27 protein-coding genes and 1 tRNA gene are annotated in these 26,540 nt (G+C 61.9%); 9 read left to right on the top strand and 19 right to left on the bottom strand.

Translation table 11 applies throughout. The features are described 5' to 3' along the window. Positions 1-33 precede the first annotated feature (33 nt). From CPI83_RS04020 to hisD, 3 genes are all read right to left on the bottom strand, one after another. Positions 34-1,620, bottom strand: coding sequence for a GMC family oxidoreductase (locus tag CPI83_RS04020; protein ID WP_232816862.1), 1,587 nt, complete (start codon positions 1,618-1,620; stop codon positions 34-36). A gap of 153 nt (positions 1,621-1,773) precedes the next feature. Continuing rightward, positions 1,774-3,207, bottom strand: coding sequence for an aspartate ammonia-lyase (locus tag CPI83_RS04015; RefSeq protein WP_019745471.1), 1,434 nt, complete (start codon positions 3,205-3,207; stop codon positions 1,774-1,776). Continuing rightward, positions 3,204-4,526 (bottom strand): histidinol dehydrogenase, encoded by a 1,323-nt coding sequence (hisD, locus tag CPI83_RS04010; RefSeq protein ID WP_097386816.1) that lies wholly within the window; start codon positions 4,524-4,526, stop codon positions 3,204-3,206. The genes CPI83_RS04015 and hisD overlap by 4 nt, the downstream gene beginning before the upstream one ends. 361 nt (positions 4,527-4,887) lie before the next feature. Here hisD and CPI83_RS04005 point away from each other — a divergent pair, with 361 nt between their 5' ends. Both CPI83_RS04005 and CPI83_RS30690 read left to right on the top strand, forming a co-directional pair. After that, positions 4,888-5,907: a Gfo/Idh/MocA family oxidoreductase gene (locus CPI83_RS04005; protein ID WP_019745474.1), complete on the top strand. Its 1,020-nt coding sequence runs from the start codon at positions 4,888-4,890 to the stop codon at positions 5,905-5,907. Positions 5,908-6,312: 405 nt separating this feature from the next. Next, positions 6,313-6,564 (top strand): hypothetical protein, encoded by a 252-nt coding sequence (locus CPI83_RS30690; protein WP_133727159.1) that lies wholly within the window; start codon positions 6,313-6,315, stop codon positions 6,562-6,564. 761 nt (positions 6,565-7,325) lie between these two features. Here CPI83_RS30690 and CPI83_RS03990 read toward each other — a convergent pair. Further along, positions 7,326-8,618 carry an MFS transporter gene (locus CPI83_RS03990; protein ID WP_019745477.1) on the bottom strand — a complete coding sequence of 431 codons (1,293 nt, stop codon included), beginning with the start codon at positions 8,616-8,618 and terminating at the stop codon, positions 7,326-7,328. Between the two features lie 757 nt (positions 8,619-9,375). Continuing rightward, a complete protein-coding gene (locus tag CPI83_RS03985; protein ID WP_070795625.1) occupies positions 9,376-10,002 on the bottom strand; it encodes a TetR/AcrR family transcriptional regulator in 627 nt (208 codons plus the stop codon). A gap of 89 nt (positions 10,003-10,091) precedes the next feature. On the opposite strand from CPI83_RS03985, the gene CPI83_RS03980 reads away from it, so the two are divergent. Continuing rightward, the gene (locus CPI83_RS03980) at positions 10,092-10,553 is read left to right on the top strand and encodes an SRPBCC family protein (RefSeq protein WP_019745480.1); all 462 of its coding nucleotides are present in this window, start codon (positions 10,092-10,094) and stop codon (positions 10,551-10,553) included. A 2-nt stretch (positions 10,554-10,555) separates the two neighbouring features. Here CPI83_RS03980 and CPI83_RS03975 read toward each other — a convergent pair whose 3' ends face one another. The 3 genes from CPI83_RS03975 to CPI83_RS03965 form a co-directional block, all read right to left on the bottom strand. Beyond that, positions 10,556-11,203, bottom strand: coding sequence for a TetR/AcrR family transcriptional regulator (locus tag CPI83_RS03975; RefSeq protein ID WP_019745481.1), 648 nt, complete (start codon positions 11,201-11,203; stop codon positions 10,556-10,558). A gap of 97 nt (positions 11,204-11,300) precedes the next feature. After that, on the bottom strand, positions 11,301-12,062 hold the full coding sequence (locus CPI83_RS03970) for an SDR family oxidoreductase (protein ID WP_003939707.1): 762 nt from the start codon (positions 12,060-12,062) through the stop codon (positions 11,301-11,303). A gap of 95 nt (positions 12,063-12,157) precedes the next feature. Then, entirely contained in the window at positions 12,158-13,303 is a 1,146-nt protein-coding gene (locus tag CPI83_RS03965) for an acyl-CoA dehydrogenase family protein (RefSeq protein ID WP_007730036.1), read from the bottom strand. Positions 13,304-13,443: 140 nt separating this feature from the next. On the opposite strand from CPI83_RS03965, the gene CPI83_RS03960 reads away from it, so the two are divergent. Both CPI83_RS03960 and CPI83_RS03955 read left to right on the top strand, forming a co-directional pair. Beyond that, positions 13,444-14,043: a TetR/AcrR family transcriptional regulator gene (locus CPI83_RS03960; protein ID WP_020970923.1), complete on the top strand. Its 600-nt coding sequence runs from the start codon at positions 13,444-13,446 to the stop codon at positions 14,041-14,043. 35 nt (positions 14,044-14,078) lie between these two features. Continuing rightward, on the top strand, positions 14,079-14,657 hold the full coding sequence (locus CPI83_RS03955; RefSeq protein ID WP_080909892.1) for a hypothetical protein: 579 nt from the start codon (positions 14,079-14,081) through the stop codon (positions 14,655-14,657). 7 nt (positions 14,658-14,664) lie between these two features. Here the strand turns inward: CPI83_RS03955 and CPI83_RS03950 are convergent, their stop codons facing one another. Both CPI83_RS03950 and CPI83_RS03945 read right to left on the bottom strand, forming a co-directional pair. Further along, positions 14,665-15,906 (bottom strand): RNA polymerase sigma factor, encoded by a 1,242-nt coding sequence (locus tag CPI83_RS03950; protein WP_097386815.1) that lies wholly within the window; start codon positions 15,904-15,906, stop codon positions 14,665-14,667. Positions 15,907-15,912: 6 nt separating this feature from the next. Further along, a complete protein-coding gene (locus tag CPI83_RS03945; RefSeq protein WP_007730031.1) occupies positions 15,913-16,257 on the bottom strand; it encodes a YciI family protein in 345 nt (114 codons plus the stop codon). A gap of 140 nt (positions 16,258-16,397) precedes the next feature. Here CPI83_RS03945 and CPI83_RS03940 point away from each other — a divergent pair, with 140 nt between their 5' ends. Continuing rightward, positions 16,398-16,874, top strand: coding sequence for a DUF309 domain-containing protein (locus CPI83_RS03940; RefSeq protein WP_097386814.1), 477 nt, complete (start codon positions 16,398-16,400; stop codon positions 16,872-16,874). After that, the gene (locus CPI83_RS03935; protein WP_097386813.1) at positions 16,874-17,512 is read left to right on the top strand and encodes an LON peptidase substrate-binding domain-containing protein; all 639 of its coding nucleotides are present in this window, start codon (positions 16,874-16,876) and stop codon (positions 17,510-17,512) included. The genes CPI83_RS03940 and CPI83_RS03935 overlap by 1 nt, the downstream gene beginning before the upstream one ends. 6 nt (positions 17,513-17,518) lie before the next feature. Here the strand turns inward: CPI83_RS03935 and CPI83_RS03930 are convergent, their stop codons facing one another. The 4 genes from CPI83_RS03930 to CPI83_RS03915 are packed head-to-tail and all read right to left on the bottom strand — an operon-like array spanning position 17,519 to position 21,282. Then, on the bottom strand, positions 17,519-18,334 hold the full coding sequence (locus tag CPI83_RS03930; protein ID WP_097386812.1) for a mycofactocin-coupled SDR family oxidoreductase: 816 nt from the start codon (positions 18,332-18,334) through the stop codon (positions 17,519-17,521). 58 nt (positions 18,335-18,392) lie between these two features. Continuing rightward, positions 18,393-19,019 (bottom strand): LUD domain-containing protein, encoded by a 627-nt coding sequence (locus tag CPI83_RS03925; RefSeq protein ID WP_069145542.1) that lies wholly within the window; start codon positions 19,017-19,019, stop codon positions 18,393-18,395. Beyond that, positions 19,016-20,536 carry a LutB/LldF family L-lactate oxidation iron-sulfur protein gene (locus tag CPI83_RS03920; protein WP_020909268.1) on the bottom strand — a complete coding sequence of 507 codons (1,521 nt, stop codon included), beginning with the start codon at positions 20,534-20,536 and terminating at the stop codon, positions 19,016-19,018. Before CPI83_RS03920 ends, CPI83_RS03925 begins: the two co-directional genes overlap by 4 nt. Further along, a complete protein-coding gene (locus tag CPI83_RS03915; protein ID WP_097386811.1) occupies positions 20,533-21,282 on the bottom strand; it encodes a (Fe-S)-binding protein in 750 nt (249 codons plus the stop codon). Before CPI83_RS03915 ends, CPI83_RS03920 begins: the two co-directional genes overlap by 4 nt. 98 nt (positions 21,283-21,380) lie before the next feature. Between CPI83_RS03915 and CPI83_RS03910 the strand changes: the two genes are divergently transcribed. Further along, entirely contained in the window at positions 21,381-22,091 is a 711-nt protein-coding gene (locus CPI83_RS03910; protein ID WP_020909270.1) for an FCD domain-containing protein, read from the top strand. A 53-nt stretch (positions 22,092-22,144) separates the two neighbouring features. Beyond that, positions 22,145-22,218, top strand: a tRNA-Met gene (locus CPI83_RS03905). A 97-nt stretch (positions 22,219-22,315) separates the two neighbouring features. Here CPI83_RS03905 and CPI83_RS03900 read toward each other — a convergent pair. Genes CPI83_RS03900 through CPI83_RS03880 form a run of 5 tightly spaced genes read right to left on the bottom strand, consistent with a single transcriptional unit; the run spans position 22,316 to position 26,540 of the window. Continuing rightward, on the bottom strand, positions 22,316-22,942 hold the full coding sequence (locus tag CPI83_RS03900) for a TenA family protein (protein ID WP_029256359.1): 627 nt from the start codon (positions 22,940-22,942) through the stop codon (positions 22,316-22,318). Beyond that, positions 22,939-23,691: a glutamine amidotransferase gene (locus CPI83_RS03895; protein WP_003939869.1), complete on the bottom strand. Its 753-nt coding sequence runs from the start codon at positions 23,689-23,691 to the stop codon at positions 22,939-22,941. Before CPI83_RS03895 ends, CPI83_RS03900 begins: the two co-directional genes overlap by 4 nt. Then, entirely contained in the window at positions 23,684-24,733 is a 1,050-nt protein-coding gene (locus CPI83_RS03890) for a phosphotriesterase (RefSeq protein WP_021345661.1), read from the bottom strand. Before CPI83_RS03890 ends, CPI83_RS03895 begins: the two co-directional genes overlap by 8 nt. Next, positions 24,730-25,773: an ABC transporter permease gene (locus CPI83_RS03885; RefSeq protein ID WP_003939698.1), complete on the bottom strand. Its 1,044-nt coding sequence runs from the start codon at positions 25,771-25,773 to the stop codon at positions 24,730-24,732. Before CPI83_RS03885 ends, CPI83_RS03890 begins: the two co-directional genes overlap by 4 nt. Further along, the gene (locus CPI83_RS03880; protein ID WP_003939830.1) at positions 25,770-26,540 is read right to left on the bottom strand and encodes an ATP-binding cassette domain-containing protein; all 771 of its coding nucleotides are present in this window, start codon (positions 26,538-26,540) and stop codon (positions 25,770-25,772) included. The genes CPI83_RS03885 and CPI83_RS03880 overlap by 4 nt, the downstream gene beginning before the upstream one ends.

Below are 26,540 nucleotides of genomic sequence, written 5' to 3'. Positions count from 1 at the left end.
ACTTTCGAATTGAAAAGAATTGGGGTGAGCAATTTATGCAGAGATCGACGAGCCGTGCGATGCACCCGCCGTGGAGCCGCCGCTTCGAGCGATGATCGAATCTGCAACACGCAACGCGTTCGCCGCGATCGACAGCGCCGGATTCATCACCGGGAGCGACGGAAAGAAGGAGGAGTCGACGACATACAGGTTGTCGACATCGTGTGCCTGGCAACTCGGATCGAGGACCGATGTAGCCGGGTCGGTACCGAGCCGAACGGTTCCGGCCTGATGCGAGTTCACCTCTATCCCGGTTCCTTCACTGATGACCACCGGAAATCCGATCTTGCGAAGCATTTTTCGCGTCTCGCGAACCAGAACCTCGTGTGCCCGGACGTTATTCGGTTCCCACGCGATCTGGATACGCCCTCCGGGAGTCAGCGTGACACGATTTTCAGGGTTGGGCAGATCCTCCGTGAACAGCCACCAATCGGTACTACGGTTCGTGGCAAGGCTCAACGCCCATTTGGGGATGTGGGGCCGTTGCCCCTTGATCATCTCCGCCTGGAGCTTCCCGATCAGTTGCACGTGGCCCAGCGGATACGGATGATCGTCAGTGCCACGCAGGTAGAAGTCGTTGAAGTACAACGTCTTTTGAAACTCGGACTTGTTCTTCTTGAGTGGGTCGATGGCCACCATGATCGAGTTCATGTGCACCATGTAGTTACGACCGACCATTCCGGAGGAATTTGCGAGCCCGTCAGGATGGACAGACGTGGCCGAACGTAGCAGCAGCGCTGCAGAATTGACCGCACCACAGGAGATTACGACCGTATCCGCACGTACGGTGGAGGTGACGCCGCGATGGGTCACTTCGACGCCTGATGCTCGACGTCCGGAATCGTCGGTCAGCACCTTCTCCACGTACCCGTTCGTGACGATTTCGACGTTGCCCGAATCGAGTGCGGGTCGCACGCAACAGACGTCGGCATCCGATTTCGCCAAGGTACGGCAAGGGAACCCGTCGCATGTCTTGCATCGAATACATGACCCACCCTGCCGAAGGTCGACCCCGAGCGGGAGATTGGAAGGGGTGAAACCCGCCTTACGCATATCGTCGGCGACCTGCTGTATCGCTGGCTCGTGCCCTACGGGAGGGTACGGAAACGGTTCGTTGCGTGGCAACGTCGGGTCGTCGGTGTGGTCGCCGTGAACCTTGTACACCTGCTCGGCACGTGCGTAGTAGGGTTCGAGATCGTCGTACGAGAACGGCCATGCCGGCGATTCACCGTCGTGATGCCGTGAGGACTGAAAATCCTCTCGCCTGAACCTGACCAGCGAGCCACCGTAGAATTTGGTGTTTCCGCCGACGTAATAGTAGGTGCCGGGGGCGAACTCCCGCCCTTCGGTGTCGACCCATTTTTCGGCGTTCTTGTACCGATCTTTCTCGAACACCGCTCGGGGGTCCCAATTCTGACGTTCCTGTGGAAGGAAGTCTCCCCTCTCGATCAAGAGCACATCGAGGCCGGAATCCTTGAGAGCGTATGCCATCGTTCCACCCCCCATTCCGCTTCCCACGACGATGACGTCGTAGTTGCTCTTACAGGGGGGATGACTGTCCATTCGTGTCTTTTCGAACATGGTTTCCGTCTCCTGGCTGGCTTGACGCTGTACGTCCTTGAACCGTGCCGACTCAGCTTCTGTCAATCCTGACGCAACAGGACTGCAAGTAGTTATACGTATCACTAAACGATACCGCCCACATGTGCGGTGTCAACCGCCCTGAAGACCTGGTCAGGTCGACGGGACGAGCGGATCGAAATCGGGAGCCGACACGATCGCAGTTCGTGCCAAATTCGCAGGCTCCATGATCGCGTCCAAATCCTCCTTGCCCAACAACCCGCGTTCGAGCACCAACTCCACGACGGTGCGACCGGAAGCAAGCGCGTCCGCCGCCAATTCCGTCGCGGCTGTGTAGCCGATGTAGGGATTGAGCGCGGTCACGACACCGATCGAAGCCGCGACCGTTCGTTCGAGATGCGCGACGTTGGCGGTAATGCCGATCACGCATCGCTCGCGCAACACAGTGCAGCCCCGCGTGAGGAGTTCTGCAGTCTCGAACAGGCTGTGTGCAATGACAGGTTCGAATGCGTTGAGCTGCAGTTGACCCGCCTCGGCAGCCATGGTGATGGTCAGATCGTTTCCCACCACCCGGTAGGCAATCTGATTGACCACTTCGGGAATGACCGGATTGACCTTGCCAGGCATGATCGACGAACCCGCCTGCACCGCAGGTAAATTGATCTCACCCAGCCCTGCGCGTGGGCCCGAGGACAGCAATCTCAGATCGTTGCAGATCTTGGACAGCTTGACCGCAGTGCGCTTGAGCACTCCCGACAACTGAACGAAGGCCCCGACGTCCTGGGTTGCTTCGATGAGATCCGATGCCGTCGAGATGTCGAGACCGGTGATCGACACCAGGTGCTCACGCACACGTCTGGCGTACTCCGGGTGCGCATTGAGACCGGTGCCTATCGCCGTCCCTCCCAGGTTGATCTCCGAGATCAACCGAGCGGCCTCTTCCAGTCTCTGAGAGTCCTCCTTGATCATCACGGCGAACGTGACGATCTCTTGACCGAGAGTCATCGGGACCGCGTCTTGCAACTGAGTCCGTCCGACCTTGAGCACGTGGGAGAACTCGGCTGCTTTCTCCGCGAATGCGCCTGCAAGTTCGTCCATCGCACCTCGAAGCCTGGTGACCGCACCTTGCAAGCCGATTTTGATCGCGGTGGGGTAGACGTCGTTGGTGCTCTGACTCATGTTGACGTGTTCGAGAGGATGGAGGAATTGGTACTGCCCCCGTTCGCGGCCGAGCATTTCGAGCGCGCGGTTCGCGACCACTTCGTTGGCGTTCATGTTCGAGGACGTGCCGGCACCACCCTGAATGACGTCGACGACGAACTGGTCGGCGAACCTGCCCGCGCGAATCTCCTTGCAAGCTTGCTCGATCGCTGTTGCATGCTCGGGCGAGAGGATTCCGAGGTCGGCGTTCGCCCGAGCCGCGGCCTGCTTGACCGCGGCCAACGCCGATACCATGTCCGGGTGGACCGAGAGAGGAATACCGGTGATCGGGAAGTTCTCCAGTGCCCTCAGCGTGTGGATGCCGTAGTAGGCCTCCGCAGGCACTTCACGATCACCGAGCAGGTCGTGCTCGATGCGCATCGTCATTTGAGGTTTGCCGCCACCGGGATCTCGCCCCACGGTAGTTCGGCTCCACCGAACTTCGCCGCACGCAGGTCACCTGAACGGGCGTGGCCTTCGAAGCGTTCCAATCGGGACAGTCGCGCAGCGATCTCGCCGATCCTGGCGCTCGCCGCCGGATCGCGCACCTCCTGGAAAGTGAGGGTTTTGAGGAACTTCCCTACCCAGAGCCCTCCGGTGTAGCGCGCAGCGCCAAGAGTAGGAAGTACATGGTTGGTCCCGATCACTTTGTCGCCGTATGGAACACACGTTCCTTCCCCGAGGAAAAGGGCACCGTAGTTGCTCATGTTGTCGAGCGCTTCACGCGGATTCTGCGTCAGGATCTGTACGTGCTCGGAGGCAAACTTGTCCGCGAGTTCATATGCTTCGGAGAGAGTCCCGACAACGTGGATCTGTCCATGGTCGCGCCAGGCAGGCCCGGCGATCGCGTTCGTCTCCAGACCGGGTAGCAATGCGTCGATGTGTTTGATCACCTCGTTGCCCACAGCCTCGGACGTCGTGATCAACACACACGGTGAATCCGGACCGTGTTCAGCCTGGCTGAGTAGATCCACTGCGATGGTGAACGGGTCGGCGCACTCGTCGGCAACGATCAGTGTTTCGGTGGGACCTGCAAAGAGATCGATTCCGACCTCACCGAAGAGTTGACGCTTTGCCTCTGCCACGTATGCGTTGCCCGGCCCCGTGAGGATCGAGACAGGATCGATCGTCTCGGTACCGAGAGCCAGCGCTGCAATCGCCTGTACGCCACCGAGCACGAAAATCTCGTCGGCCCCGGCGAGATGCATTGCGGTGATGCTGATCTGGGGCGGAAGCCCGTCATTCGGGGGCGTCGTAGCCGCGACGCGTTCGACGCCTGCGACCTTCGCGGTCAGCACCGTCATGTGCGCCGACGCTGTCAGCGGGTACCTGCCACCCGGAACGTAAGCTGCAGCCGCGTCGATCGGAATGTTCCGGTGCCCCAAGAACACGCCGGGCAGAGTCTCGACCTCGAGGTCTGTGATGGTGTCGCGCTGCGCCTGGGCGAAGTCGCGAATCTGACGCTGCGCGAACTGCAGGTCCTCGAGGACCGTTGTCGGGACGGACTTGACGATCTCGCGGATCTGATCTTCGTCGAGGCGGAACGAATCCGGTGACCACCGGTCGAAACGGTCAGAGTACTTGCGGACCGCGTCGTCACCGTTAGCACGAATGTCTGCGATCACACCCGCGACAGTGTCGACCACCGCCGGATTGCTGGCACGCTGCGCTGGTTCGCCGACTGCTGCTTTGAGAACGAACGACATTGGCGGGTTGCTCCTTCGAGGTGAGGCATGAAATCAAACTGATAGCCCTAGCTTTCCTGCGAAGTGATCCAGCGAACAGACACATAGGGGGAAGCACTTCTGCCAAATTCTGCCCAATCCGTGCATGATATGCCGGTCGTTCGAAAGCTCACGGTCAGAGCAGGTGCAGCGCTCGCGCCTGCTCACAGTGGTCGATCAGCGGCTCACGCTTGCACGTTTTGGCGCTGTCGATATTTATCGCCACTTCGTAGTGTTGGCCTACAAGATTTCGTACGCGCCGAACTCCTGACGTCGAGTCGGCCAATACCCGGAGCCGTCGTTGTCTATTCGACATCGTCGATGCCCGAGAAGGAATACTTCGATGAGCGAACAACCGCATCTCGTCTGGGGAATCGTCGGTGCGAGTGATATCGCCGAAACGCGAATGATTCCCGCACTGCGAAGGACCGGCCACCACATCAGTTCCGTGTACAGCGGAAATGCGGACCACGCCGAGCAGTACGCACGTCGGAACGAGATATCGAACCGAACGAACAAGCTGAACGATCTGCTCAGCGATCCCCTCATCGATGCGGTCTACATCTCCAGTGCAAATGATCGCCACCTCGAGCAGGTGTGCGCGGCGGCAGCAGCCGGAAAACACGTTCTCTGCGAGAAGCCGCTGTCGACGAGCATCGACAATGCGCGGAAGATGACCGCCGCTTGCCAATCCGCCGGCGTAGTCCTAGGTGTCAACCACCACCTGCCTGCCGCAGGTACGCACCAGGCCATTCGACGCACAGTGACGCGCGGCGACATAGGCCGGATTCTGTCGGTCAGTGTTCGCCACACGTCACTCCTACCCGAACGATTGCGAGGGTGGCGACTCGGTAGCGCGCCGGGATCAGGCGCCGTCATGGATCTTTCCTGCCACAACGCATCAGTCGTGAATCCGCTACTCGGCACAAGAGCACTGACGGCGAGCGCGATCACTGTGGCTCAAGGAGATTGGGCGACCGAAGCCGAAGATGCAGCCTCCTCGTCGATTCTCTACGAGAACAACGTCCTTGTACGATTCCACGACACTTTCACTACGCCATTCGCACCCACGTATGTGGAGGTGCACGGGACAGCCGGCAGCCTTCATGCAGCCGACGTCATGACTCCGGAACCCATCGGGTCGGTCGTTCTGCACGATCGCCGGGGATCACACGAGATCGATGTCGAAGACCGCCGGCACACGTACGACATCACGCTGGAACACTTCACCCGTGCCACGCGCGGTGACGGCCGACCAGTCGTCGACGGACTCGACGCGACCAACGCACTGGCAGTGAGCATCTCGATACTCGAGTCGGCCAGGACGGCTAGCCGGGTCACAGTCGACTTCTGTGGACAGTAGCCGTTCACAATTCACACTCGGAGCTGGTTCGATCCAAGGTAGAGGTTCATGAAACGTCCCACTGAACGTGACGAAAATTCGGATTGGAATAGATTCGCGATCCCACAATTCGTGGAACTTCTGCGGTCCGGTTCAGTTGGGCGCGGCCCGGCAATCGTAGGGATCGATGGGAGGGGTGGTTCCGGCAAGTCGACGCTGGCCGCACTGTTATCGGCAAACTGCACAGGGACGGTCATCGTGCACACAGATGACATCGCGTGCAGTCGAACATTTTTTGGCTGGGATACCTTGCTCGCCAAGGAATTACTGGAACCTATACGGCGAACTGGGCTTCCATTCACCTTCCGGTCGAACCACGACAAGCCTCGCGATATCGCTGTCTCTGACCAGACGACGTTGCTTCTCGTGGAAGGTGCCGGGTCGATCCGCCGTTCATTGCGGATGTTGTACGACGCGACAGTGTGGGTCGACACCGCACCGGAGACAGCGCGACAACGATTGGTCGAGCTCGGCGAGGATCCACAGGGCTATCACGACGACAGGATGATCGAAGAGAATTCGTTGCTGAACGCGGACCGCCCCTGGGCGCACGCAATGTTTCACGTGTCTGGAACCAACTCTGCGACCAACGGCACAGTCCTGGTGCGCCGAACATAACCGCGTCGACCTCGAACAGCATTGGCATCACGAGTCGTCCACGGGGTTGTCTACGACGGGTCGCTGCCCAGTTACGGCATATTCTCCTGTACAGAGCGTCGGTGTCGCCAGCGATCGCGCGGCCCGATTCTGTACGAGTAGCAACCTGGATCAATCCGAGCCGAAACACACTACCGGGCACGGCGACCCGCGACGAAGGGTGAGATCGAGTCTCTCGGCGATATCGTGAGGCGCGAAAAGGGCCGAACCTGAATAGTTCTCGATCTCTTCCAGAGTCCACCATCTGAAACCGTGTAGGTGCTCATCGCGCAATTCTGCGTCGGTCAATGCCCCTCGTGGTTCGAACCCATGAACTCGAACCAGGAAATAGAAGTTGTCGACGCCGCTGAATCCGGGAAAGTGCTCTGGATCGATGATCGTTTGGCGCCAGACGAGCGGCTGCGTCGTGCGTAGTTCGAGCCCTACCTCTTCTCGAAGCTCTCGCTCGAGTGTGCCGCGTGGGGTCTCACGTTCCTCGCAACGGCCACCGGGCGTGATCCAATAGGTTTCATCGGATCTAGATCGAAAGTTGCACAACAGTATTCGGTACGAATGATCCACGATCAGCGCTCGCGCAGAACGTCTGATCGACTCCGAAGGTCCGCCAGTGCTCATCCTGTTTCTTCCTCAAATCCCGAACAGAATTTCCTTCCGTTCGGTGACACCAGTGCGAGTACACCGGATTTCGATGTACTCGCACGTGGGCCACTGCTTGTTCGACCTCAGTGGGAGACCGTGTGGTGCTCCGGCTTCGGAGCATTTCCCGTACGTTCAGTTTCCGAGTATCGCGGAACGGTTTTCATCAATACAGGACCGCCGACGGCGATGAGCAGGAGCAAGATCGCCGGCAGCGCCGGCATCCAGCCGATTCCGAATCCGTCGACGATGAGCGTGATCGCAGCCGGCCCGACGAGCATGCCGACGTAGCCGATCGCATTGACAATTCCGATGTTTCTTCCGGCGTTCTCGGGGTCACGACGGCCGGCAGCAGAGAGCATCAGCGGAGCCATGCATGCCAGCCCGAGCCCCAGGAGAACGAATCCCACCAGGGCGAACGGAGCTGACGCACCCCCGATCGCAAGCAAGGCACCGACGAATCCGATCACACCACTGACGGCCACGATGACGCGCGCACCGAAGTACTCGGCGAGCCGGTCACCGAAGAGGCGCCCCACGAATTGTGCACCGGAGTAGAAGGTCACAGCTGTCGCAGCCATACCAGCGCTGGTATCGGCATGGCGCCGGACGAACTCTTGTCCCCAGTCCAGAATTGCGCCTTCGCTGAGCATCGATGCCAGCATCAAGAGGCCGAATCCGGCCATGATCAGCAAAGTCGTCGTCGACGCCGATCTCCCGGTTGTCGATTGCTTCCCGAGAACGGCTGCGGCATCCGGGGGTAGCAGCTCATCGCGAGTCAACAACCAGCGACCGAACACAGCTCCGAGAACCGACATCGTGACACCGATCGAGATGTAGGCCACCGCGGGGCTCTCGACATAGTGACGGGCGATTGCACTGGCCACCAGGCCGATGACGAATCCGCCTGCCGGATAGGCCGCGTGGAACGCAGACATGATGGGCCTGCCGTAGTAACGCTCCACCTGCACACCGTGTGTGTTGAAGGCGGTGTCGAAGGCACCTCTCAACAAGCCGATCATCACGCCGAGGAACATTGCGCTGGCAATACCCTGCAAGAACGCGAACGGGATATACATCAACGGGTAGATGATCATCGTGGGCATACAGGTGGCTCGCGGACCGTACCTGTCGACGAACGGCCCGATGAGGAAGCAGCCGACTGCAGCGCCGACGCCGATCGCCAATGCCACCAGCCCGAAATTCGAGTCGCCGCCCTCCCCCGACCACCCCAGGTGAGCACGGAGCGCAGTGGTGTTCGTCGACCACGTGAGCATGACCGCTCCCAATTGTGCGAATCCGAAGAATGTCGCAACCCGGGCAAGCCGAATTCGCTGGAGGCTCAGCGCCCGCGGGTCTTCCGAAATGTTCGTAGTCATTGTGAGTCCTCAATCTGCACACGCATGCCCCTCAATAGGGTTGCGAGGCACGTCATGTACTGCAATCAGCGTTGTCCAAATCACGTTACGGAGTCACCATCACAACAACGATGCACAGTACGAGCACTACTTCACCATAAATATGCACACATCGTGCATATAGCAGGCCAAACAGTCCCTGCAGTCACACGCCCGCCAGGTCCACACTGCACACTGCATCATTGCGCGTACCGACGCCGGGGATAACACTCACCATGCTCGTGCGGTTAAACGTATCACCGCACGTGGAAGAGTCAATAGGGCAAGAATCAGCGCACTGGTAAACGATCGACCGAGCCGGTTGCCCGAAGGCGCGCCCCGCGTCGGCGCAGAAGTAGCTACTGCGAGCCCTGCCCACGCACACTCGACCTGCCGCATTCGGGAATCGCTCGCATCGCAGCGGCCTTCGTTCACGGCGTCCAATGACCGCCTACTGATCCCCCGCGGCGATGAAGTCGCCACTGTTGCAAAGTCGTTGGCCGCCGGGGCCGTCCGGAATCCGATAGTTGGAGAACGCCTTCGCAACGCAGCAAACCGTCTCCGCGCGCTGGTCAATGCGACCGACCTATGCGATTTCCCAGGCAAACAAAAGCGAGGTTGAACGCGTCGTGGCCGACACCAAACGCTGGCGACCGCCTACCGCGACACTGCACACAGCAGTTACTCCCCCACCCGCTTCGCCCCCACAGTCACTCCCCCACCCGCTTCGCCCCCACAGTCACTCCCCCACCCGCTTCGCCCCCACCATCCGACGCGCTATCTCCAGATACCTCTCCACCAACTCGTCCGGAGACAACTCACCGTCCGGTCGGTACCACACCGCGACGGCGACGCACATCGTCACGACAGCTCGGCTGGCATCCTCGGGATGGTCGGCATCGAACACGCCCGAAGCAACGCCGTCGAGGACGATCCGGTCCACCTGCTTCTGCTGTTCGTCGCGCTGCGCGATGTAACTAGCCCGACTGTCGGGCTCCATGCTGCGGATCTCGGAGGAAGCGACGAACGACTGCTCGCGTCGAAACATGTGGAACCGCAACAGAGATTCGATCACCGCGTCGAAGCGATCAGAGGGATCGTCCCCGGCATCGAGTTCGGCGGCGCGGCTTCGCTCCAACAACTCAGTCATCACCACGGTCGCCAGACCGATCAACAGAGCCTGCTTGGACGGGTAGTGGTGGTAGAGCCCCGGCACCGACAGCCCGGACCGCGACGCGACGTCACGGATCGAAGTCCCGTGATAGCCCTGCTCGACGAACGCCTCCAGCGCCGCAGCGAGCGGTTTCGGTAGTCCCAGGTCTTCGTAATCGCGCCAGGACCCGCGTACCGGAAGCTCGTTCGTCATACCGATACCGTAGATCGCCGTTGCGCCGCCGCCGAACGCGTCGGTGCCATTGGTTACAGTCGATGTTCACCGAAAGACAGGGACCAGTCATGATCCATGTTCGCCACTCCGCGGTTGCTGCCGTGCCGGTTGATGTCGCCTTCGACTACATCGACGACTACCGCAACGTCCCGACGTGGATGTTCGGTGTTTCCGAGTTCACCCCGTTCGGAGAGTTCGATCAGGGGCTCGGCGCCACGTTCGACGCGGCCATGCAGATCGGGCCAAGCACGTTGCGCTCCAAGCTCGAGGTCACCGAGTGGGAGAAGAATCGGATCATCAAGCTGTCTTCGCTCGGCGGTGTATCCAACTCGTCCACGTGGGAGTTCGCCGCGATCGACGATTCCAAGACCGAGCTTTCCGTCGACTTCGCCTACAAACTCCCCGGCGGCATTGCCGGCAAAGCTCTCGGCCGCTTGATCGGGCCGTTCGTCGAAAACGCTGTCAGGAACAGCGAGGAGACGTTGCGCCACAGCCTCGAGCAGCAGTTCGCGGCCCGCGGCGAAGGCTGAAACTACCCGCGGTCGCCTTCGAGGCCCAGCGCGTTGGCCCACACCTGAGTAGCCGTCTTGACGACGTCCTCGAACGGGACGGGGTTGCCGTCGGCGCCAGGTTCCTCGGAGACGAACGAACTGTAGGCAAGACGGCTCACCATCGCCGACAGTGCTCGGGAAGCCAACAGCGGATCCAACGAGCCGTCTGCCTTGCCAGCTGCTTGCAAGCGTTCGATGGCTCGGGCATTACGAGAAATGAAGGTCTCGGCTCGGTCCCGACGCAGTTTCGCGAAGGCCGGATCGATGTGCGATACCTGCTCGAGCAGACCCATCAGTTTGGCGTTGCGGCGAAACGCCGTCAGGTAGGCACGGTTGCTCGATTCGAGGACCGCATACGGATTGTCGACGTCGCGGACCCGTCCCATGCCGGGGTGCAACATGTCTTCCTGCGCAACGTCGAGAACTGCGGCGAAGATCTGCTCTTTGTTGTCGAAGTAGGTGTAGAACGTGCCGGTGGAGCAGTTCGCTTCCTTGGTGATGTCCGTCAGACGGGCATCGAGATACCCTGCGCGCTCGAACACCGTTCGAGCCGCTGCGACCAGAGAAGCCCTGGTCCGGACGCCGCGGGCAGTCACCGGCAGGTCACGCAGAAGCTCCGTCGCAGCCATGGATGGTGGCGGACGGTCTTCCCAGTTCTCCTGAGGTTCGGCGCGAGAGGTCACCAGCTACTTATACGGCAAAGCCGGCGACATCTCGGCATCGGCGTCAGGTGATGGTGATTCCTCCGTCGACGGCGATGGTCTGACCGGTGACGTATCCGCCTGCCTCGGACGCGAGCCACACCATGGTGGCCGCGAGCTCTTCAGGATCGCCCATGCGGCCGAGGATCAGGCGCGGAGCCATCGCGTCCAAGTAGCCGTCGTTGTATTGGTCGGTCATTTCCGACTTGAAGAAGCCTGGCGCGATCGCGTTGACGCGAATGCCCTTGCGCGTTCCCCACTGCTGTGCGAGGTCACGGGTCAATCCGACGACGCCTGCCTTGCTCGCCGCATAGGCGGCCTGTGGGAGTCCGGCGGTCGTCAATCCGAGAATGCTCGAGATGTTGACGATGGAGCTGCCCGGGAGCATGACGCGGCCGCAGGCCTGCGCTGCCCAGTAGGACCCATTGAGGTTGATGTCGATGACGGCGCGGAACTGGTCCGGGGTCTCACGGGTTGCCGGAACAGCGGTTCCGACGCCGGCGTTGTTGACCAGTACGTCCACGCGGCCGAACTTCTCCATCGCGGCGTCGACCATGTTCTGAGCCTGAGCCGGATCGACGATGTCGGTGGCCACGCACAACGCTTCGCGGCCTGCGTCACGCACGAGCTTGGCCGTGTCTTCGAGCTTGTCGACGCGGCGAGCAGCGAGGACGACATCCGCGCCGGCCTCTGCTGCGGCTTTCGCAAACGCCACCCCGAGGCCCGACGACGCACCGGTCACGATGACCACTCGATCGGTCAGAGAGAACTTGTCGAGAACAGACATGCGCGGTGATGCTCCTGTGTCGTCGGGTTCGGGAAGTGACGTATGGACTGCAGTGGCGTATCGACTGCAGTGACATATGGACTGCAGTTGCGAAATTACAGGCCGAGATCGCGGCCGATGAGTTCCTTCATGATCTCGTTGGATCCGGCCCAGATCTTGGTGACGCGGGCGTCCATCCACGCGCGAGCGGCGCGGTACTCGGTCATGAAGCCGTAGCCGCCGTGCAACTGAACACAGTGATCGAGGACCTCGTTCTGCACCTGCGCGGTCCACCACTTCGCCTTGGCGGCGTCGATGGCGGTCAGCTCGCCGGCAGCGTGTGCTGCGACGCAGTTGTCGACGTAAGCCTGGGTGACCTCAATGCGGGTCACGAGATCCGCGAGAAGGAATTTGTTCCACTGCAGCGAGCCGATCGGCTGACCGAAAGCCTTGCGGTCCTTGGCATATTGCAGCGTCTCTTCGAGGATCGGAGCAGCGTGCGCGATGTTGGACACCGCAGCGCCGACGCGCTCCTGCGGCAGCATTTCCATCATGTGGATAAACCCGCGGTCGATCTCACCGATGATGTTGGTGGACGGCACGCGAACGTTCTCGAAGAACAGTTCGGCGGTATCGGACTCGTGCTGGCCGACCTTGTCGAGCTTGCGTCCGCGCTCGAAACCTTCCATGCCGGTTTCGACGGCAAAGAGCGTGATGCCCTTGGACTTCTTCTCTGGACTGGTCCGCGCCGCCACGATCACGAGATCAGCGTTGTAGCCGTTGGTGATGAAGGTCTTGGAGCCGTTGATGATCCAGTCGTCGCCGTCCTTGACCGCAGTGGTCTTGAGCGAGGCGAGGTCGGATCCGCCGGAAGGCTCGGTCATGCCGATGGCCGTCAGCATCTCACCGGTGCAGAACTTGGGCAGCCAACGCTGCTTCTGCTCTTCGGTGGTGAGCTGAACGAGGTACGGAGCAACGACGTCGGCATGGATGCCGAAGCTCGAGGCAACAGCTGCACTGGCACGCGAGAGTTCTTCGGCCAGAACAGCGTTGAAGCGGTAGTCGCCGGCTTCGCTTCCGCCGTACGCCTCTGGAACCTCGAGTCCGAGGAAGCCGTTGCGTCCCGCTTCGAGCCAGATTTCACGATCGATGAAGCGCTGGTCGATCAGCTTCTCTGCGACCGGAAGGATGTTCCGGTTGACGAATTCGCGGGCAGATTCGCGAAATGCCTCGTGATCGGGTCCGTACAGAGTGCGACGCATGACGAGTTGCTTCCTTTCGGCGTGGCAATGCCACACGTAACGATGTTCCTAAGCATTCGCTTAGAATCTAAGCATCTGCTTATAGTGAATCGAGAGCGGGATATTGTCAACATCGAAATCCGTCACACCTGGAGGAAACCGTGAGCGATTCACCTGACGTGGTGATCAGCCCCTCCAAAGCTGCGGCCCGTATCCGCGCGGCAGCCGTGGACGCTTTTGCCTCCGCGGGCTACGGCGGCACCACCACGCGTGACATCGCCGCACGACTCGACATGAGTCCCGCCGCCATGTACCCGCACTACCGCTCGAAAGAAGAGCTGCTTTTCGCGATCAGCTTCGAAGGTCACACCGAAGCGTTGAAGGTGGTCGAGGGCGCCGACAGACCGGGTGAAGAGCCGTCCGTTCGCCTCCAGGAACTGGTCAGCACCTTCGCCAGTTGGCAGGCCGGGCACCACTCACTCGCTCGCGTCGTCCAATACGAACTCACTGCACTCACACCAGAGCACTACCGAACCGTCGTCGCGCTTCGCCGCAGCACGACGCGGGTGGTCCGGGAGGTTGTCGACGCCGGCGTCCAGTCGGGCGACTTCACGATCCCCGATGCCGAAGGCGTCACCCTCGCCTTGATGTCCCTGTGCGTCGACGTGTGCCGCTGGTTCCCGGCCGGCAATTACACGAATCCGGAAGACATTGGAAAACTGTACGGAGACCTGGCATTGAGGATGGTGGGCGCCGCCTGAATCAGGTGACACCGACCGCAGAAAGGACTCGGCCAGTGGCCAACCGCACCTATCTTTACTCGACCCCTGTTGCTCCGCATGAGAATCCGGCTGCCGCTCGCGCCCGAGGTCTCACCGGTATCTCCGAGTGGTCGTACGCGATACCGCTGGTCCCGAGGATCCTTGTGTCCGTGAATCCCTTCGCCCACCAGTCGGTCATCTGGGACGACACCCCAGACCTGATCGCGGTCACCGCGCCCTGCGGTCCTGGTATCGCCCGGCTCGAAGACTTCCTCGGCAGAATCGATCACCCCGAACTCGGCACGATGGCCGGCGATGCGCTGCGTTTCCTGCGCAGCCACACCGAGCCCGACCACTACTTCGTCCTCGAGTGCGGCGAGATCTTCGACATGGACGACGAACCGTTCGCCGAACAGGGCGCGGCCCTGATGACCGGTCTGGCGGACATCGACGCCGAGATGGAGGCAGCTTTGGCCACGCTCGCACCCGCCAAGCCGCGCTTCTGGGAGCGGCTGTTCACGCCGACTCAGGAGAGCGTCGAGGAACCGCTACGCGAGCTCGGCCTCGGTTACTGGTCCGAGACCCTGTACTTCGATCTCGACGTCCCGCAATAACCACCGATCAGTCAGAGATCTCACCGAGCCGACGCTCCAAGTAGGCCCGCTCCGGTTCCGTACCAACCAGATTCAGCGCACGTCGGTATGCAGACATTGCCGCGTCGGTGCGCCCCAACCGGGCGAGCAGTTCGGCGCGCGCGAGGTGATACGGGTGGTAGTCGGCAAGTTTGGGCTCCGCTGCCAGTTCTTCCAACGCTGCCAGCCCAACCTCCTCGCCATCGCGCATCGCCAGCGCCACTGCCCTGTTGACTGCGACGACAGGCGAAGGCGTCAACGTGAGGAGCACTCCGTAGAGCGCGCAGATCTGCGGCCAGTCGGTGCTCTCCACATCCGCCGCCTCGTCATGCAATGCGGCGATGGCAGCCTGCACCCCGTACGGCCCCGGCGCTCCCCCGGTCAACGCGACCACGACGAGGTCGCTGCCTTCATCGATCATCGGCTGGTCCCAACACCCGCGATCCTGGTCCTCGAGGAGGACGATCCCGCCACCGGCGTCGGTACGGGCATCCCGACGCGCGTGGACGAGAAGCATCAACGCAAGCAACCCGGCGATCTCGCGCTCATCGGGAAGCAATGCGCGCAGGATCCTCGCCAGCCTGACCGCCTCTACCGCCAGGTCGACGCGTTGCAGATCCGGCCCCGAACTGGCGGCATACCCCTCGGTGAACACCGAATAGATCACCTGTAGAACACCGGGCAGGCGTTCCGGGAGTTCTTCGGTGCTGGGAGTTCGGAAGGGAATCCGAGCCTGACGTATCTTCTTCTTCGCACGCACGATCCGCTGCGCCATTGTCGCCGAAGGAACGAGGAAGGCCCGAGCAACTTCGGGCGTCGTCAACCCGCCGAGGCAACGCAAGGTGAGTGCGATTCGGTCGTCCTCGGCCAGCGCCGGGTGCGAGCAGGTGAAGAACAGCTGCAACCGCTCGTCGGGAAGTTCTCCGTCGACCGTGGGCGGCGCCGGGTCGGCACGATCGGCGTCCACCTGCATCACCGCCAATCGCGCCGCATAGGCCTGATCACGACGAAGCCTGTCGACGGCTTTGCGACGCGCCGTGGTCAGCAGCCAGGCGCCGGGTTTGGCCGGCACTCCGTCCACCGGCCAGTGCACCAACGCGGCCTCGACGGCTTCGGAGGTGACTTCCTCGGCCAGATCCAGATCACCGAAACGGCGGACGAGCGAGGCCAAGAGTCGTCCACGTTCCTCCCGGAACACTGACTCGATGGAGTTCTCGGCCTGCTCGTCCACGGCGAATCAGTCCCCGAACCCGGCCAGCGGACGCACCTCGACGCTTCCACCGTCGCGCGCGCCGGGGCACCGCGCGGCCCAGGCCAGCGCCGCATCCAGATCGGGAACGTCGATGACGTCGTAGCCGCCGAGGATTTCACGGGTTTCAGCGAAGGGTCCGTCGGTGACGGTCTTTTCTCCGGACTGCGAGACTCGAACCGTTGTCGTGGTGGTCAGGTCGGCGAGGGCATCGCCGGACACCCAGATACCGGCATCCTTCATTTCCTTGTCGTATTGCTGCCAGTCCTCGAACGTGCACTGGGGTTCGGTGTCTCCGCCGGGCGCGGTGTAGATGAGCAACATGTACTTCATGACTGACTCCTTGGTCTGTTGTTTCTCTTCCGGCTTTCTTGCCTTACAACATGACGACGAACGGTTCTCCCCGGAATCGACAGGCGACTCGAAAAAACTTTCGGCGGGTTCGTCCGAGGTGCTGCCGTTAGGCTGAGTGTATGACCGAACGCGACCGGGACGCCGCTGGAAAGCCCCTCAATTCGCGGCCCCGCGACGGACTCGGCCGTCCACTGCCACGTGACGCAGCGGGCGGTGTCCCGCGCATTCCCGACGATGTGCGCCTCCCTCCGGACGAGTCGATCACCGAGGCTCAGCGTCTTCTCGACCACGGGATGCCTTTTCACGCGCACGAAATTTTCGAAGGAACGTGGAAGGACGCTCCCGGCGAGGAGCGTGACCTGTGGCAGGGACTGGCTCAATTGGCCGTCGGGCTCACCCATCTACTTCGGGGCAACAACACCGGTGCCGTCTCACTCCTCGGCCAGGGTCACGACCGCATCAGGCACTACGAAGTGGAAAGCCCGCACGGCCTCGACATCCCCGGCCTGCTGATGTGGTCCGAGCACTTGCTCGCTGAAATCGATCGCCCCGGCGATTTCCCCGCCCCTCCGATTCCGAGGTTGAGAATCCCCTGATGCCCATCTTCCCCATGTTTCCGCTCGGCTCTGCATTGCTTCCGGGTGAGGTGTTGCCACTGAACATCTTCGAGCCTCGGTACCGCGCACTGGTAGAGAACGTTCTCGAAGCTGCCGACGGCCCACTGTTCGGAGTAGTGCTCATCGCTCGTGGCCACGAGGTCGGTGGCGGCGAATCACGCCACGACGTCGGCACTCTGGCTCGGATCGAGTCTCATGTCGCAATGGGTGCCGGACGGTATCAGTTGTATTGCCGGACCGAAGACCGCATCCGCGTCAATCGCTGGCTGCCGGACGATCCTTACCCACTCGCCGAGATCGAATTGTGGCCTGACGAGAACAACGGAACACCTGTCACCGCTTACGAATACGACTCTCTCCTCGAGCGCATCGAGTTCATGTACGGAATGCTGGGAAAGCTCGCACTTCGGGCCGGCGAACAGACTCCGCGAATGCCCGTCCCACCGGATCCCTTGGATCCGCTGGGTTCTCGGCTGTATGCCCTTGCCAGAAACATTCCGATGGGTGACGCCGATCGCCTGGCGATTTTGACCGCGCCAGGCGCCGACGAACGTATTCGCACGCTCTCGGAGGCGGTCGAGAACACCATCGAGGTGGCGCAGTTCAATCTGCTCTGAGCGCGACTACGCCATCGTCTGACCCATGTCGATGACGATCTTCGTCCCGGTGACCGCGCGGGAGAGGTCCGTCGCAAGGTAGACCACGGCGTTGGAGATGTCCTCGACGGTGGTGCGTGGGACGGACGTGAGCGGCCACTTGTACGAGTTCATGTACTCCGGATGAGTAGTGAGTACCTTACCGACGTTGGGATCGTTGCCCATCTCGGTCTCCACCGCGCCAGGGTGGATGCTGTTGACTCGAATGTCGAAGCTTCCCAATTCCGTTGCAGCAGTGCGAGCCAAACCCACGAGGCCGTGCTTGGCCGCCGAGTAGTGCGCACAACCAGGCGCTTCGGCGACGCCGGCAGCACTGCTGACGATCACGATGGAACCACCGTTGCCGGCTTCGATCATCGAGGGAACCGCAGCTGTCATCGTGCGCCACACACCATTGAGATTGATGTCCACCAGCGTCGACCACTGTTCTTCCGGCATTTCCCAGAAACGATTCCACGTAGCGATGCCCGCATTGGCGATCACGACGTCGAGGCGACCGAACTTGTCGACGCCCGACGCCACCGCCGCCCGCAGCGCCTCGAGGTCACGTACATCCGCTACCGCGGTGACGATCTCGCGCCCCTCTGCTCGCACGAGACGGGCCGTTTCGTCGAGGTCGGCTTCCGTTGCGGCCGCGTAACCCACGTCTTCGGACACCGACGCGCACACGTCGACAGCGATGACGTCGGCACCTTCCTGCGCGAGTCGGATCGCGTGATTGCGTCCCTGACCCCGCGCTGCACCGGTGATGAAGACGACCTTGCCTGCCAAGAGTTGTGTCATGGCCGGGACGTTAGACGCTGATGTGGCCCGCTGCCCCTGAGTTCCCGCTCGGCGGGAATCAGCCATCCACGATCACGACGTGCAGATTTCGCGGACCGTGTACACCTTCGACGCGTTCGAGTTCGATGTCGGAGGTTGCCGACGGGCCGCTGATCATGGTGGTGGGACGCTGCGGCGTCAGCCGCGCAATCGCCTCCGGCACTCCCACTTCCACACTGCTGCGATACACGACGCAGATGTGTGTGTCCGGTACCAGCGTCAACGCACGGCGCCCCTGCGATGGACCGGCGTCGAGGAAGATGGTGCCGGTCTCGGCGCACGCTACCTTCGAGCCGGTGACAACGGCGTCGAGGTTCTCGAGTTCGGGAGCCGGTACGTCCGGGCTGTCCACCACCAGCGTTCCGTCGAACCCGGCTACCCATGATCGGTCGAGGCCGGCGGGGATCCCCAGAGTGTTCAGTCCGTGCTGTCTCAGTATTCCGGCGACGGCATCGGCGATTTCTGTTGCAGCGCAATGGTGAACGTGCGCCTTGTAGTCCTCGAGGCGGTCGACGAACAAATCGATGAGCTCCCCGTCTGGCATGGTTCTGCCAGTCCGGTAGTTTCGCGGTATCTCGCCTTCACCGGCGGGCGCCAAGGTGATGGCATCACGAATGCGTCCGAGCACCACGTCACGTGAATTCATCTGTCTGCCTTCCCGTCACGACGAGCCTCGTCCAATGCCTCGCGGCCTTCGTCGGAGTCCCACCAGGATCGGAAGGTCTGCTTGGGTGGAGCGGGAATGTCTCTGGCAGCTGTCCAACCGTTCAGTGGAGGGGGCAACGTGGAGATCTTCCCTTTCCTGCCGGCCACGACGCGTCCGAGCCCGGCAGCTTTCTGAGCCAGCGTCCACCTGCCCTCGGTCGACATCGCCAGAGATGCGGCTTTCATCGCCAAAGACTCTGCCGTGACACCGGATTGCTCGACCTTCTGGTGCCGCAATTCGACCAGCAGCGACGGGATGTCGATCTTGACCGGGCAGGCGTCGAAGCACGCACCGCACAGACTCGAGGCAAAAGGAAGAGTCGAATTCGGATCGTCTTTGCCATGCATGCCCGCGAGCTGCGGAGTCAGTACCGCGCCGATCGGTCCCGGATAGGTGGATCCGTAGGCGTGGCCACCGGTGCGCTCGTAGACCGGGCACACGTTCAGGCACGCCGAGCACCGTATGCAGCTCAGGGCTTCCCGCCCGATCTTGTCGGCAAGCGCGGCGGTCCGGCCGTTGTCGAGGAGGACCAGGTGAAATTCCTGTGGACCGTCGTCAGGCGTCACGCCGGTCCACAGGGAGGTGTACGGGTTCATCCGCTCCCCCGTCGACGACCGCGGCAACAGTTGAAGGAAGACCTCCAGATCCTGATAGGTCGGCAGAATCTTCTCGATGCCCATGACGGTGATCAGTGTTTTCGGCAGCGTCAGGCACATTCGCCCGTTGCCCTCCGACTCCACGACGGTCAGAGTGCCCGTGTCCGCGATGCCGAAATTGGCGCCGGAGACGGCGACGGGCGTCGTCATGAACTTGTGGCGTAAGAACTTTCGTGCAGCTGCGGCAAGTTCGGCCGGGTTCTCCCCGAGGTTCGGATCGACATCTGGCATCTCACGCAGGAAAATCTCGCGAATCTCTGACCTGTTGCGATGGATCGCAGGAACCAGGATGTGCGACGGTTTGTCGTGGCCGAGCTGGACGATCAATTCCGCGAGATCGGTCTCGTAGGCGATAATTCCCTGGGTTTCGAGATGCTCGTTGAGACCGATCTCCTGCGTTGCCATCGACTTGACCTTGATGACCTCGTCGGAGCCGGTGGCTTTGACAAGCTCGGTCACAATGGCGTTGGCCTCGTTGGCATCCGCTGCCCAATGCACCTGCCCACCGCGAGCGATTACTGCAGCTTCGAACTGTTCGAGCAGTTCCGGCAACCGCGCCATGACGTCGGCCTTGATCGCCGAACCCGCATCCCGCAGCTCCTCCCAATCGGGGAGCTCTCCAGTTACGTTGATGCGCTTGGCACGGATGGTATGCGTTGCCTTGCCGATATTGCGTCGCAGTTGCGCGTTGGCCAGCTCGTGATGTGCTGCGACAGGGAACTTCTCAGTACCTCGCAGGAACCCTGCACCTTCGGGTGACCTCGGCGGAAAGCTGGGCAGACCCAGCGTCACAGCGCTCATGCGTGCACCCGGCTTTCCACCGATGCCAGAATCTCCGCGAGGTGAATGGTCTTGGCGCCCATCTGCAGTCGTGACATCCCACCGCCGATGTGCATGAGACAGGACGAATCTCCGGCGCTGCAGAACTCTGCGCCGGTGTCGGCCAAATGGCGAATCTTGTCAGCCAACATGGCCGTCGACGTCTCGGCGTTCTTGATGGCAAACGTGCCGCCGAAGCCGCAGCAGGAATCTGCTTCCGGGAGTTCGACCAGATCGATGTCGCGGACGTTGCGCAGCAACTGAAGTGGTTTGTCTCCCACTCTCAACATGCGCAGTGAGTGACAGGTCGGGTGATAGGTGACCCGGTGCGGGAAGTGCGCACCCACATCGGTGACACCGAGAACGTCCACGAGGAATTCCGAAAGCTCGAACGTCTTTGCCTTCACGGTCTGCACCTGCCCACACAGCGACGCGGTGCCGTAGCGCTCGGCGACGATCTCGTGTTGATGACGGATCGAACCGACGCACGATCCCGATGGTGCGACAACGGCGTCGATCGACGCATCACCGAAAGTATCGGCGTAGTTCGCGACCAGTGGCAGCGCGCCCGGCTGGTAGCCGGTGTTGACGTGCATCTGCCCACAGCAGGTCTGCCCGGACGGAAACACGACGTCGTGCCCGAGACGGGTGAGCAGGAGGGCGGTGGCCTTGACGGCGTCGGGAAACATCGTGTCCCCGATGCAGGTGGCGAACAGCGCTACTCGCATGTGGTTCCCCGCAATCTGTCGGTGTGGTCTGACCACAGTAATACATCCCCGGACAGGCCACCCCGTAAACGGCGTCCACCCGGTTATGCTCTTGCCTCATGCCGACCGAGCCGAGCCCGCGAGCGTGGGAACAAGTACTGAGCCACCTCGAACGTCGGCTCGTTTCAGGCGAGGTGTCTCCTGGCCAGCGCCTGCCGGGAGAGAGAATTCTGGCAGCAGAGTTGGGCGTCGGACGGTCATCGGTCCGAGAAGCGTTGCGGGTCATGGAAGCACTCGGCCTCCTCAAGGCGCAGACTGGCTCCGGCCCGACGTCCGGCGCGATGATCGTGGCCAAACCGACCGGCGGCATGACCATGCTGATGCGGATGCAGGTTGCAGCACAAGGATTTCCGGTCTCGGATGTGGTGAAGACACGACTCGTTCTCGAATCCGAGGTGATGCAGTCCCTGGCATCGCGGACCCCGACGCCCGACCTCAGCACGGCCGTCGAACTGCTCGACTCGATGGATGACGTAAATCTCTCCGCCGAGGAATTCCTACTACTCGACGCGCAATTCCACGTAGCGCTCGCCGACGCGGCGGGCAATCAGGTGATCGCAGCCATGATGACCGGCCTACGAGAGTCCATCGAGGCCTACGTTCTCGCGGGCGTGCAGATCGACAGCTGGCCGAGCACCTGCATGCGACTGCGTCACGAACACCGAGGATTGGTCGATGCGGTCAACGCGGGTGACGGCGAACTCGCACGTCAGCGCATAGTCGGACACATCCGCGGTTACTACTCGGAAAGCGCTCACTCCAGCCGGTGACAGGGGGTGGTAATTGCACCCCCAGAAGTCGTGTACTGTTGGTTTCACACCGACGCGGGGTGGAGCAGCTCGGTAGCTCGCTGGGCTCATAACCCAGAGGTCGCAGGTTCAAATCCTGTCCCCGCTACAAAGAAGAGGCCCGTAGGTTGCGAAAGCTACCTACGGGCCTTTTGCTGTGCACCTTTATTAACCGCCGGGGGTTAATAAAGGCGCACAGCAGTAGCTCACACCGCCACGTTGTGAAAATCGATCTCTGCGGCCAGCATGCCGGAGAACCACCGATCCAGGTCCTCGTCGGTGACGGACTCGGGCATGGCGTCTACCTCGCACGCCAGCACCGCCACCTGAGACACGAACGGCGGAGCGACATGCATGTCTACCCAGTCCTGCAACGCTGGTTCGCGCTGTACGTTCACTGCCGCCGCCTCCCGGCACCACGACAGATACAGGGTTTCCGCGGCGTACATGCCCACCAGGGCCGCCGCCCTGCCCTCTTCGCCAGCGAGGGTCAAGGCATGCGTCGACAGCACAGACGACTCCTCGACCAGAGCCGCTGCGTCCCCCGCGTACGGGAAGCGGGAACGCAACTGCGCGAAATACTCGCGCTGTTCGCCCACCAGGTTCGACATCGACGTCACGTGGTCGAGCGCGTCGTCGAGCGTCGGGGATTCGGCGACCACCAACCCCAACACCTTGACGGCCGTCAGTACGAATGCCTCTTCGATCACGAGGTACCGGCGGAATCCCTCATCACTCAACGTCCCGCCGATGGTGTCCTCGATGAATGGAACCGCCCGCGCGGCAGCGAGATTACTCTGCTGCCGCGCGAGCAGGTCTGAGGAGCGACTCATTCGCCGGCGACCCAACTGATCAAGCCGTCGAACAGGTCGGTGTATCCAGGCCACTGCTCACAGAACTCCGGCGGAGCCCAGTGCGGCGAGCAGTCCGAGGTGAAGACGATCGACCGTCCGGCGCCGTATTCACCGGCAGCGACAAGCGGATCGCCGTTGATGGTGGCGGGAACCACGGCACCGTCCTTCGCGACGACACGGTTGTATCCCAGGAGCGCCGGCCAGGAATCGCCGGCACCACCGAGAGCCGGGTGAGCAGCATCGACGACGGTGGGAACGATCCCGGCCGGTGTCTCGACGCGATCGTCTTCGGCCAGCATCGTCACGGGTAGTACCTCGGCGATCGCGGTCTGGCGGAAAGCTGCTCGCGCCTGGAACCCGGAGAACGAGAGGTAGCCACCGATCATCATCAGTGAGCCGCCGGCGTTCACCCAGTCACGAAGCGCGACAAGGCGATCCTCCCCGGCGCGGAACTGGTCGAAGACACCGGGAGCCAACTGCAGCGAGTTCGCTCCGATGTCGGAGAGAACGACGACGTCGAACTGGGACAACGCTTCTGCGGTACCGGGGAACTGCGTCGGCACCAGGTGTGCGGGCATGTGTGTCACGTCGTGGCCACGTGAGGTGAGCGCATCCCGAAGCGGACCGACTCCCTCGACGTAGGAATGGACACTGAACTCGTCGACGCCCTTGACGTGCGTCGACGTCGTCATCCAGCTCTCGCCGGCGATCAGTACTCGTTTACCCATGACTGCTTCTGTTTCCTTTCGCGGCCTGCTCGAAGAGCGACCTCGGGTTGTCTCGCATCAGTGCGGACACTTGCTGGGGATCTACGCCTGCGCGCACCAACCGGGCGGCGAAGACGAGTGGTACGTAGGAGAATCCGTTTCCGCCGTGCTTTCTGAGCATTGATTTGAGGAAGAGGTCGTGACTGAGCAGGAGCTGTGATACGTGACCGGAGGTGACCAATCCGGCTACCGCAGTGGCTGTTTCCGCCGGATGCGGAGAAAGACCCTCGCCGGGGAAATCGAAAGGCATCCCGATCATGTCGAACTCGAGAAAGACACCGCGGTCGGCGAGCGATCGTTGGTAGTCGGCGTCGTGTCCGGACGGGTCCATGTGGCACAGGACCACTGCTTGCGGATCGACGCCCATCTCGTCGACCACGATGTCGACGACGTGATGTCCGACGCGCTGCCATCCCGGAAGGTGGACGAACAGGGGCACGTCCACCTCGCGCTGGGCGATGCATGCCGCCCTCAACGCTTTCGCCTCGTTCTGAGTGAAGAGCGGGGAGACTCCGATCTCCCCGATCACGCCAGGTGCCAATTCCTTTGCCGGATCGAACTCCTCGACGAGCGAACCTGCCAGATCGTCGACACCGAGTTCGTGGACCTCGACCGGATGGGTCGTCTCGAGGTACCACCCTGAACCCATGATCACTCGCACGTCTGACTTTCGCGAGAACTCCGCCAACTTCTCCGGTGCCCGGCCCAGTCCCGGCGGTGTCAGATCAACGATCGTCCGACCACCGAGGCGGGCGAAGTCCACAAGGTCTTCCACCACGGCCGCTGCGTCGTCGACTCGACAATTGTCGAGACTGTAATACGGATTGTCGTGAAGAAGCCAGGCATCCTCGGCGCGTACCGGACCGGCCAACCGCTGTGCCACAACCGGATCCGGGGCCTCGGTGTACGCACCGGTGACATCGTTGTGCAGATGTTCGTGTGGGAGAACCAGTCCGAGTTCCGAGCTGTCCACAGTTCCCGTGACAGTACGAACCTTGCTCATGAGCGTGCAGGCCCCGAGGGTGCGGACTGCAGGTGTCGCCACAGCGCGCTCAGGGTGTGTCCCCGCATGTTGATCCAGATGGCCAGTAGCAGAACGACACCGGTGATGATCGGTGTCAAGAACGGGCTCACACCGAGCAGGGTCAGTCCGTTGGCGATGATTCCGGTCAGGACAGCGCCGATGACGGTACCGATCACGGTGCCGCGACCGCCGAAGAGGTTGGTACCACCGAGAACCACCGCGGTGATCACCGTGAGCTCGAATCCCGTTGCGGAGTTGGCCGAACCCGAGCCCAGTCGAGCCGCGATCAGCAGTCCCGCGATACCGGCAGCCAAGCCGGTGAAGACGAGCGTCATCATGAGCACACGACGCGTGTTGACGCCGGACCGTCGCACGGATTCGACGTTGGATCCGATACCGGTGACGTAGCGCCCGAAGCGCATGCGGTTGAGCGCAATTGCTCCGATGACCACGACTACGAGAGCAATCCAGGCGCTGGCGGAGAACCCGAGGAACTCAGCAGTTCCGAGCTTCGCGAAGTAAGTGTCGGCCGGAACCGGAACGGAGAATCCTTCGGTCCGATACAGCGCGATACCGCGAATGACGGACATCGTCGCGAGAGTCACGATGAAGGGCGGAATGCCCTGATAGGCAGCGAGCCATCCGTTGACCAGGCCCCAGGCCGCACCCATCACCGGGGCGGCGACGAAGACCAGGGACGAATCGACGCCGGCCTGGATAAGCTCGGCACTCATCGCCGCGACGAACGCGACGATCGCACCGACGGACAGGTCGATCTGACCTGCCGTGATCACGAAAGTCATCGCCACCGCGATGATCAGAACCGGAGCGATCTGGGTTGCCAGGTTCGACAGGTTCGTGAATGTCAGGAACGACGACGTGGTCGCCGAGAAGACGGCTGCGACAGCAACTGTCACCGCCAGCATCGCGAGGGTGGGCTTGTTGACGCTGTCCCACAAAGAGGGTTTCGCGGCGAGCTTGCGCTCGATCGGCGCCTGGGTCTTCTCGAGAGTGGTCATGCCGTGGCTCCCTGTGTTGCTGCCGATGTCCGTTGCGGCACCGGAGTTCGAGTGATGAGTCCGACGAGGGACTCGATGTTCAGGTCGCCGATCGGAACGTCGTCGACGCTCTGCCCCTCGTACATGACCGTGATTCGGTCACATACGCGGAACAGGTCCTGCAGGCGGTGTGTCACGAGAATGACGCCCACTCCGGCCGCTGCGACGTCCGTGATCAGCTTGAGCACCGACTCGACCTCGGCGACGGCAAGCGCTGCGGTGGGCTCGTCGAGGATCAGTACGTCTGGCCGAAAGGAAACAGCGCGGGCGATCGCGACGGTTTGCCGCTGCCCGCCGGACAGTTGCCCGATCTCCTGGTAGGTCGACTTCACCTTGACATGAAGGTCGGCGAGAATGTGAGCCGCCTTCTCGTGCATGGCATGCCGGTCGAGGAATGGACCTTTTCGCGGTTCTCTGCCGAGGAACAGGTTGCTCGCGACATCGAGCGTGTCGCACAGCGCCAGGTCCTGGTAGACGATGCCGATCTTCTTCTGCTGCGCGTCGAGCGGCGTCGAGAAGCGCACTGGTTCACCGTTGACGCGCATTTCGCCGCCGTCGTGCTGGACGGCGCCCGCGAGGATCTTCATCAGGGTGGACTTGCCGGCGCCGTTGTCGCCGACGACTCCGAGTACTTCACCCTTCGCCAGCCGAAGGTCAACTCCTTGAAGGGACTTCACCGGTCCGTACGACTTGGTGATGCCCGAGAGTTCGATCAGTGGAGGTGCCAT

The sequence above is a fragment of the Rhodococcus sp. H-CA8f genome (assembly GCF_002501585.1).
Classification (GTDB): domain Bacteria; phylum Actinomycetota; class Actinomycetes; order Mycobacteriales; family Mycobacteriaceae; genus Rhodococcus_F; species Rhodococcus_F erythropolis.
The sequence above is the reverse complement of the archived record's forward strand: the minus strand, read 5'-3'. Positions and strand labels throughout refer to the sequence as shown.

What these genes read in the sequence shown, in the direction of transcription:
- CPI83_RS04005 (WP_019745474.1), top strand. Translation starts at nt 4,888, where the DNA reads ATGAGCGAACAACCGCATCTCGTCTGGGGAATCGTCGGTGCGAGTGAT.
- CPI83_RS03930 (WP_097386812.1), bottom strand. Translation starts at nt 18,334, where the DNA reads ATGACACAACTCTTGGCAGGCAAGGTCGTCTTCATCACCGGTGCAGCG.
- CPI83_RS04015 (WP_019745471.1), bottom strand. Translation starts at nt 3,207, where the DNA reads ATGACGATGCGCATCGAGCACGACCTGCTCGGTGATCGTGAAGTGCCT.
- CPI83_RS03925 (WP_069145542.1), bottom strand. Translation starts at nt 19,019, where the DNA reads ATGAATTCACGTGACGTGGTGCTCGGACGCATTCGTGATGCCATCACC.
- CPI83_RS03975 (WP_019745481.1), bottom strand. Translation starts at nt 11,203, where the DNA reads ATGGCTGCGACGGAGCTTCTGCGTGACCTGCCGGTGACTGCCCGCGGC.
- CPI83_RS03965 (WP_007730036.1), bottom strand. Translation starts at nt 13,303, where the DNA reads ATGCGTCGCACTCTGTACGGACCCGATCACGAGGCATTTCGCGAATCT.
- CPI83_RS03920 (WP_020909268.1), bottom strand. Translation starts at nt 20,536, where the DNA reads ATGAGCGCTGTGACGCTGGGTCTGCCCAGCTTTCCGCCGAGGTCACCC.
- CPI83_RS03890 (WP_021345661.1), bottom strand. Translation starts at nt 24,733, where the DNA reads ATGAGCAAGGTTCGTACTGTCACGGGAACTGTGGACAGCTCGGAACTC.
- CPI83_RS03880 (WP_003939830.1), bottom strand. Translation starts at nt 26,540, where the DNA reads ATGGCACCTCCACTGATCGAACTCTCGGGCATCACCAAGTCGTACGGA.
- CPI83_RS03935 (WP_097386813.1), top strand. Translation starts at nt 16,874, where the DNA reads ATGCCCATCTTCCCCATGTTTCCGCTCGGCTCTGCATTGCTTCCGGGT.
- CPI83_RS03985 (WP_070795625.1), bottom strand. Translation starts at nt 10,002, where the DNA reads ATGACGAACGAGCTTCCGGTACGCGGGTCCTGGCGCGATTACGAAGAC.
- CPI83_RS03970 (WP_003939707.1), bottom strand. Translation starts at nt 12,062, where the DNA reads ATGTCTGTTCTCGACAAGTTCTCTCTGACCGATCGAGTGGTCATCGTG.
- CPI83_RS03900 (WP_029256359.1), bottom strand. Translation starts at nt 22,942, where the DNA reads ATGAGTCGCTCCTCAGACCTGCTCGCGCGGCAGCAGAGTAATCTCGCT.
- CPI83_RS03940 (WP_097386814.1), top strand. Translation starts at nt 16,398, where the DNA reads ATGACCGAACGCGACCGGGACGCCGCTGGAAAGCCCCTCAATTCGCGG.
- CPI83_RS03945 (WP_007730031.1), bottom strand. Translation starts at nt 16,257, where the DNA reads ATGAAGTACATGTTGCTCATCTACACCGCGCCCGGCGGAGACACCGAA.
- CPI83_RS03895 (WP_003939869.1), bottom strand. Translation starts at nt 23,691, where the DNA reads ATGGGTAAACGAGTACTGATCGCCGGCGAGAGCTGGATGACGACGTCG.
- CPI83_RS03980 (WP_019745480.1), top strand. Translation starts at nt 10,092, where the DNA reads ATGATCCATGTTCGCCACTCCGCGGTTGCTGCCGTGCCGGTTGATGTC.
- CPI83_RS04020 (WP_232816862.1), bottom strand. Translation starts at nt 1,620, where the DNA reads ATGTTCGAAAAGACACGAATGGACAGTCATCCCCCCTGTAAGAGCAAC.
- CPI83_RS03885 (WP_003939698.1), bottom strand. Translation starts at nt 25,773, where the DNA reads ATGACCACTCTCGAGAAGACCCAGGCGCCGATCGAGCGCAAGCTCGCC.
- CPI83_RS03990 (WP_019745477.1), bottom strand. Translation starts at nt 8,618, where the DNA reads ATGACTACGAACATTTCGGAAGACCCGCGGGCGCTGAGCCTCCAGCGA.
- hisD (WP_097386816.1), bottom strand. Translation starts at nt 4,526, where the DNA reads ATGTCGTTCGTTCTCAAAGCAGCAGTCGGCGAACCAGCGCAGCGTGCC.
- CPI83_RS03910 (WP_020909270.1), top strand. Translation starts at nt 21,381, where the DNA reads ATGCCGACCGAGCCGAGCCCGCGAGCGTGGGAACAAGTACTGAGCCAC.
- CPI83_RS03915 (WP_097386811.1), bottom strand. Translation starts at nt 21,282, where the DNA reads ATGCGAGTAGCGCTGTTCGCCACCTGCATCGGGGACACGATGTTTCCC.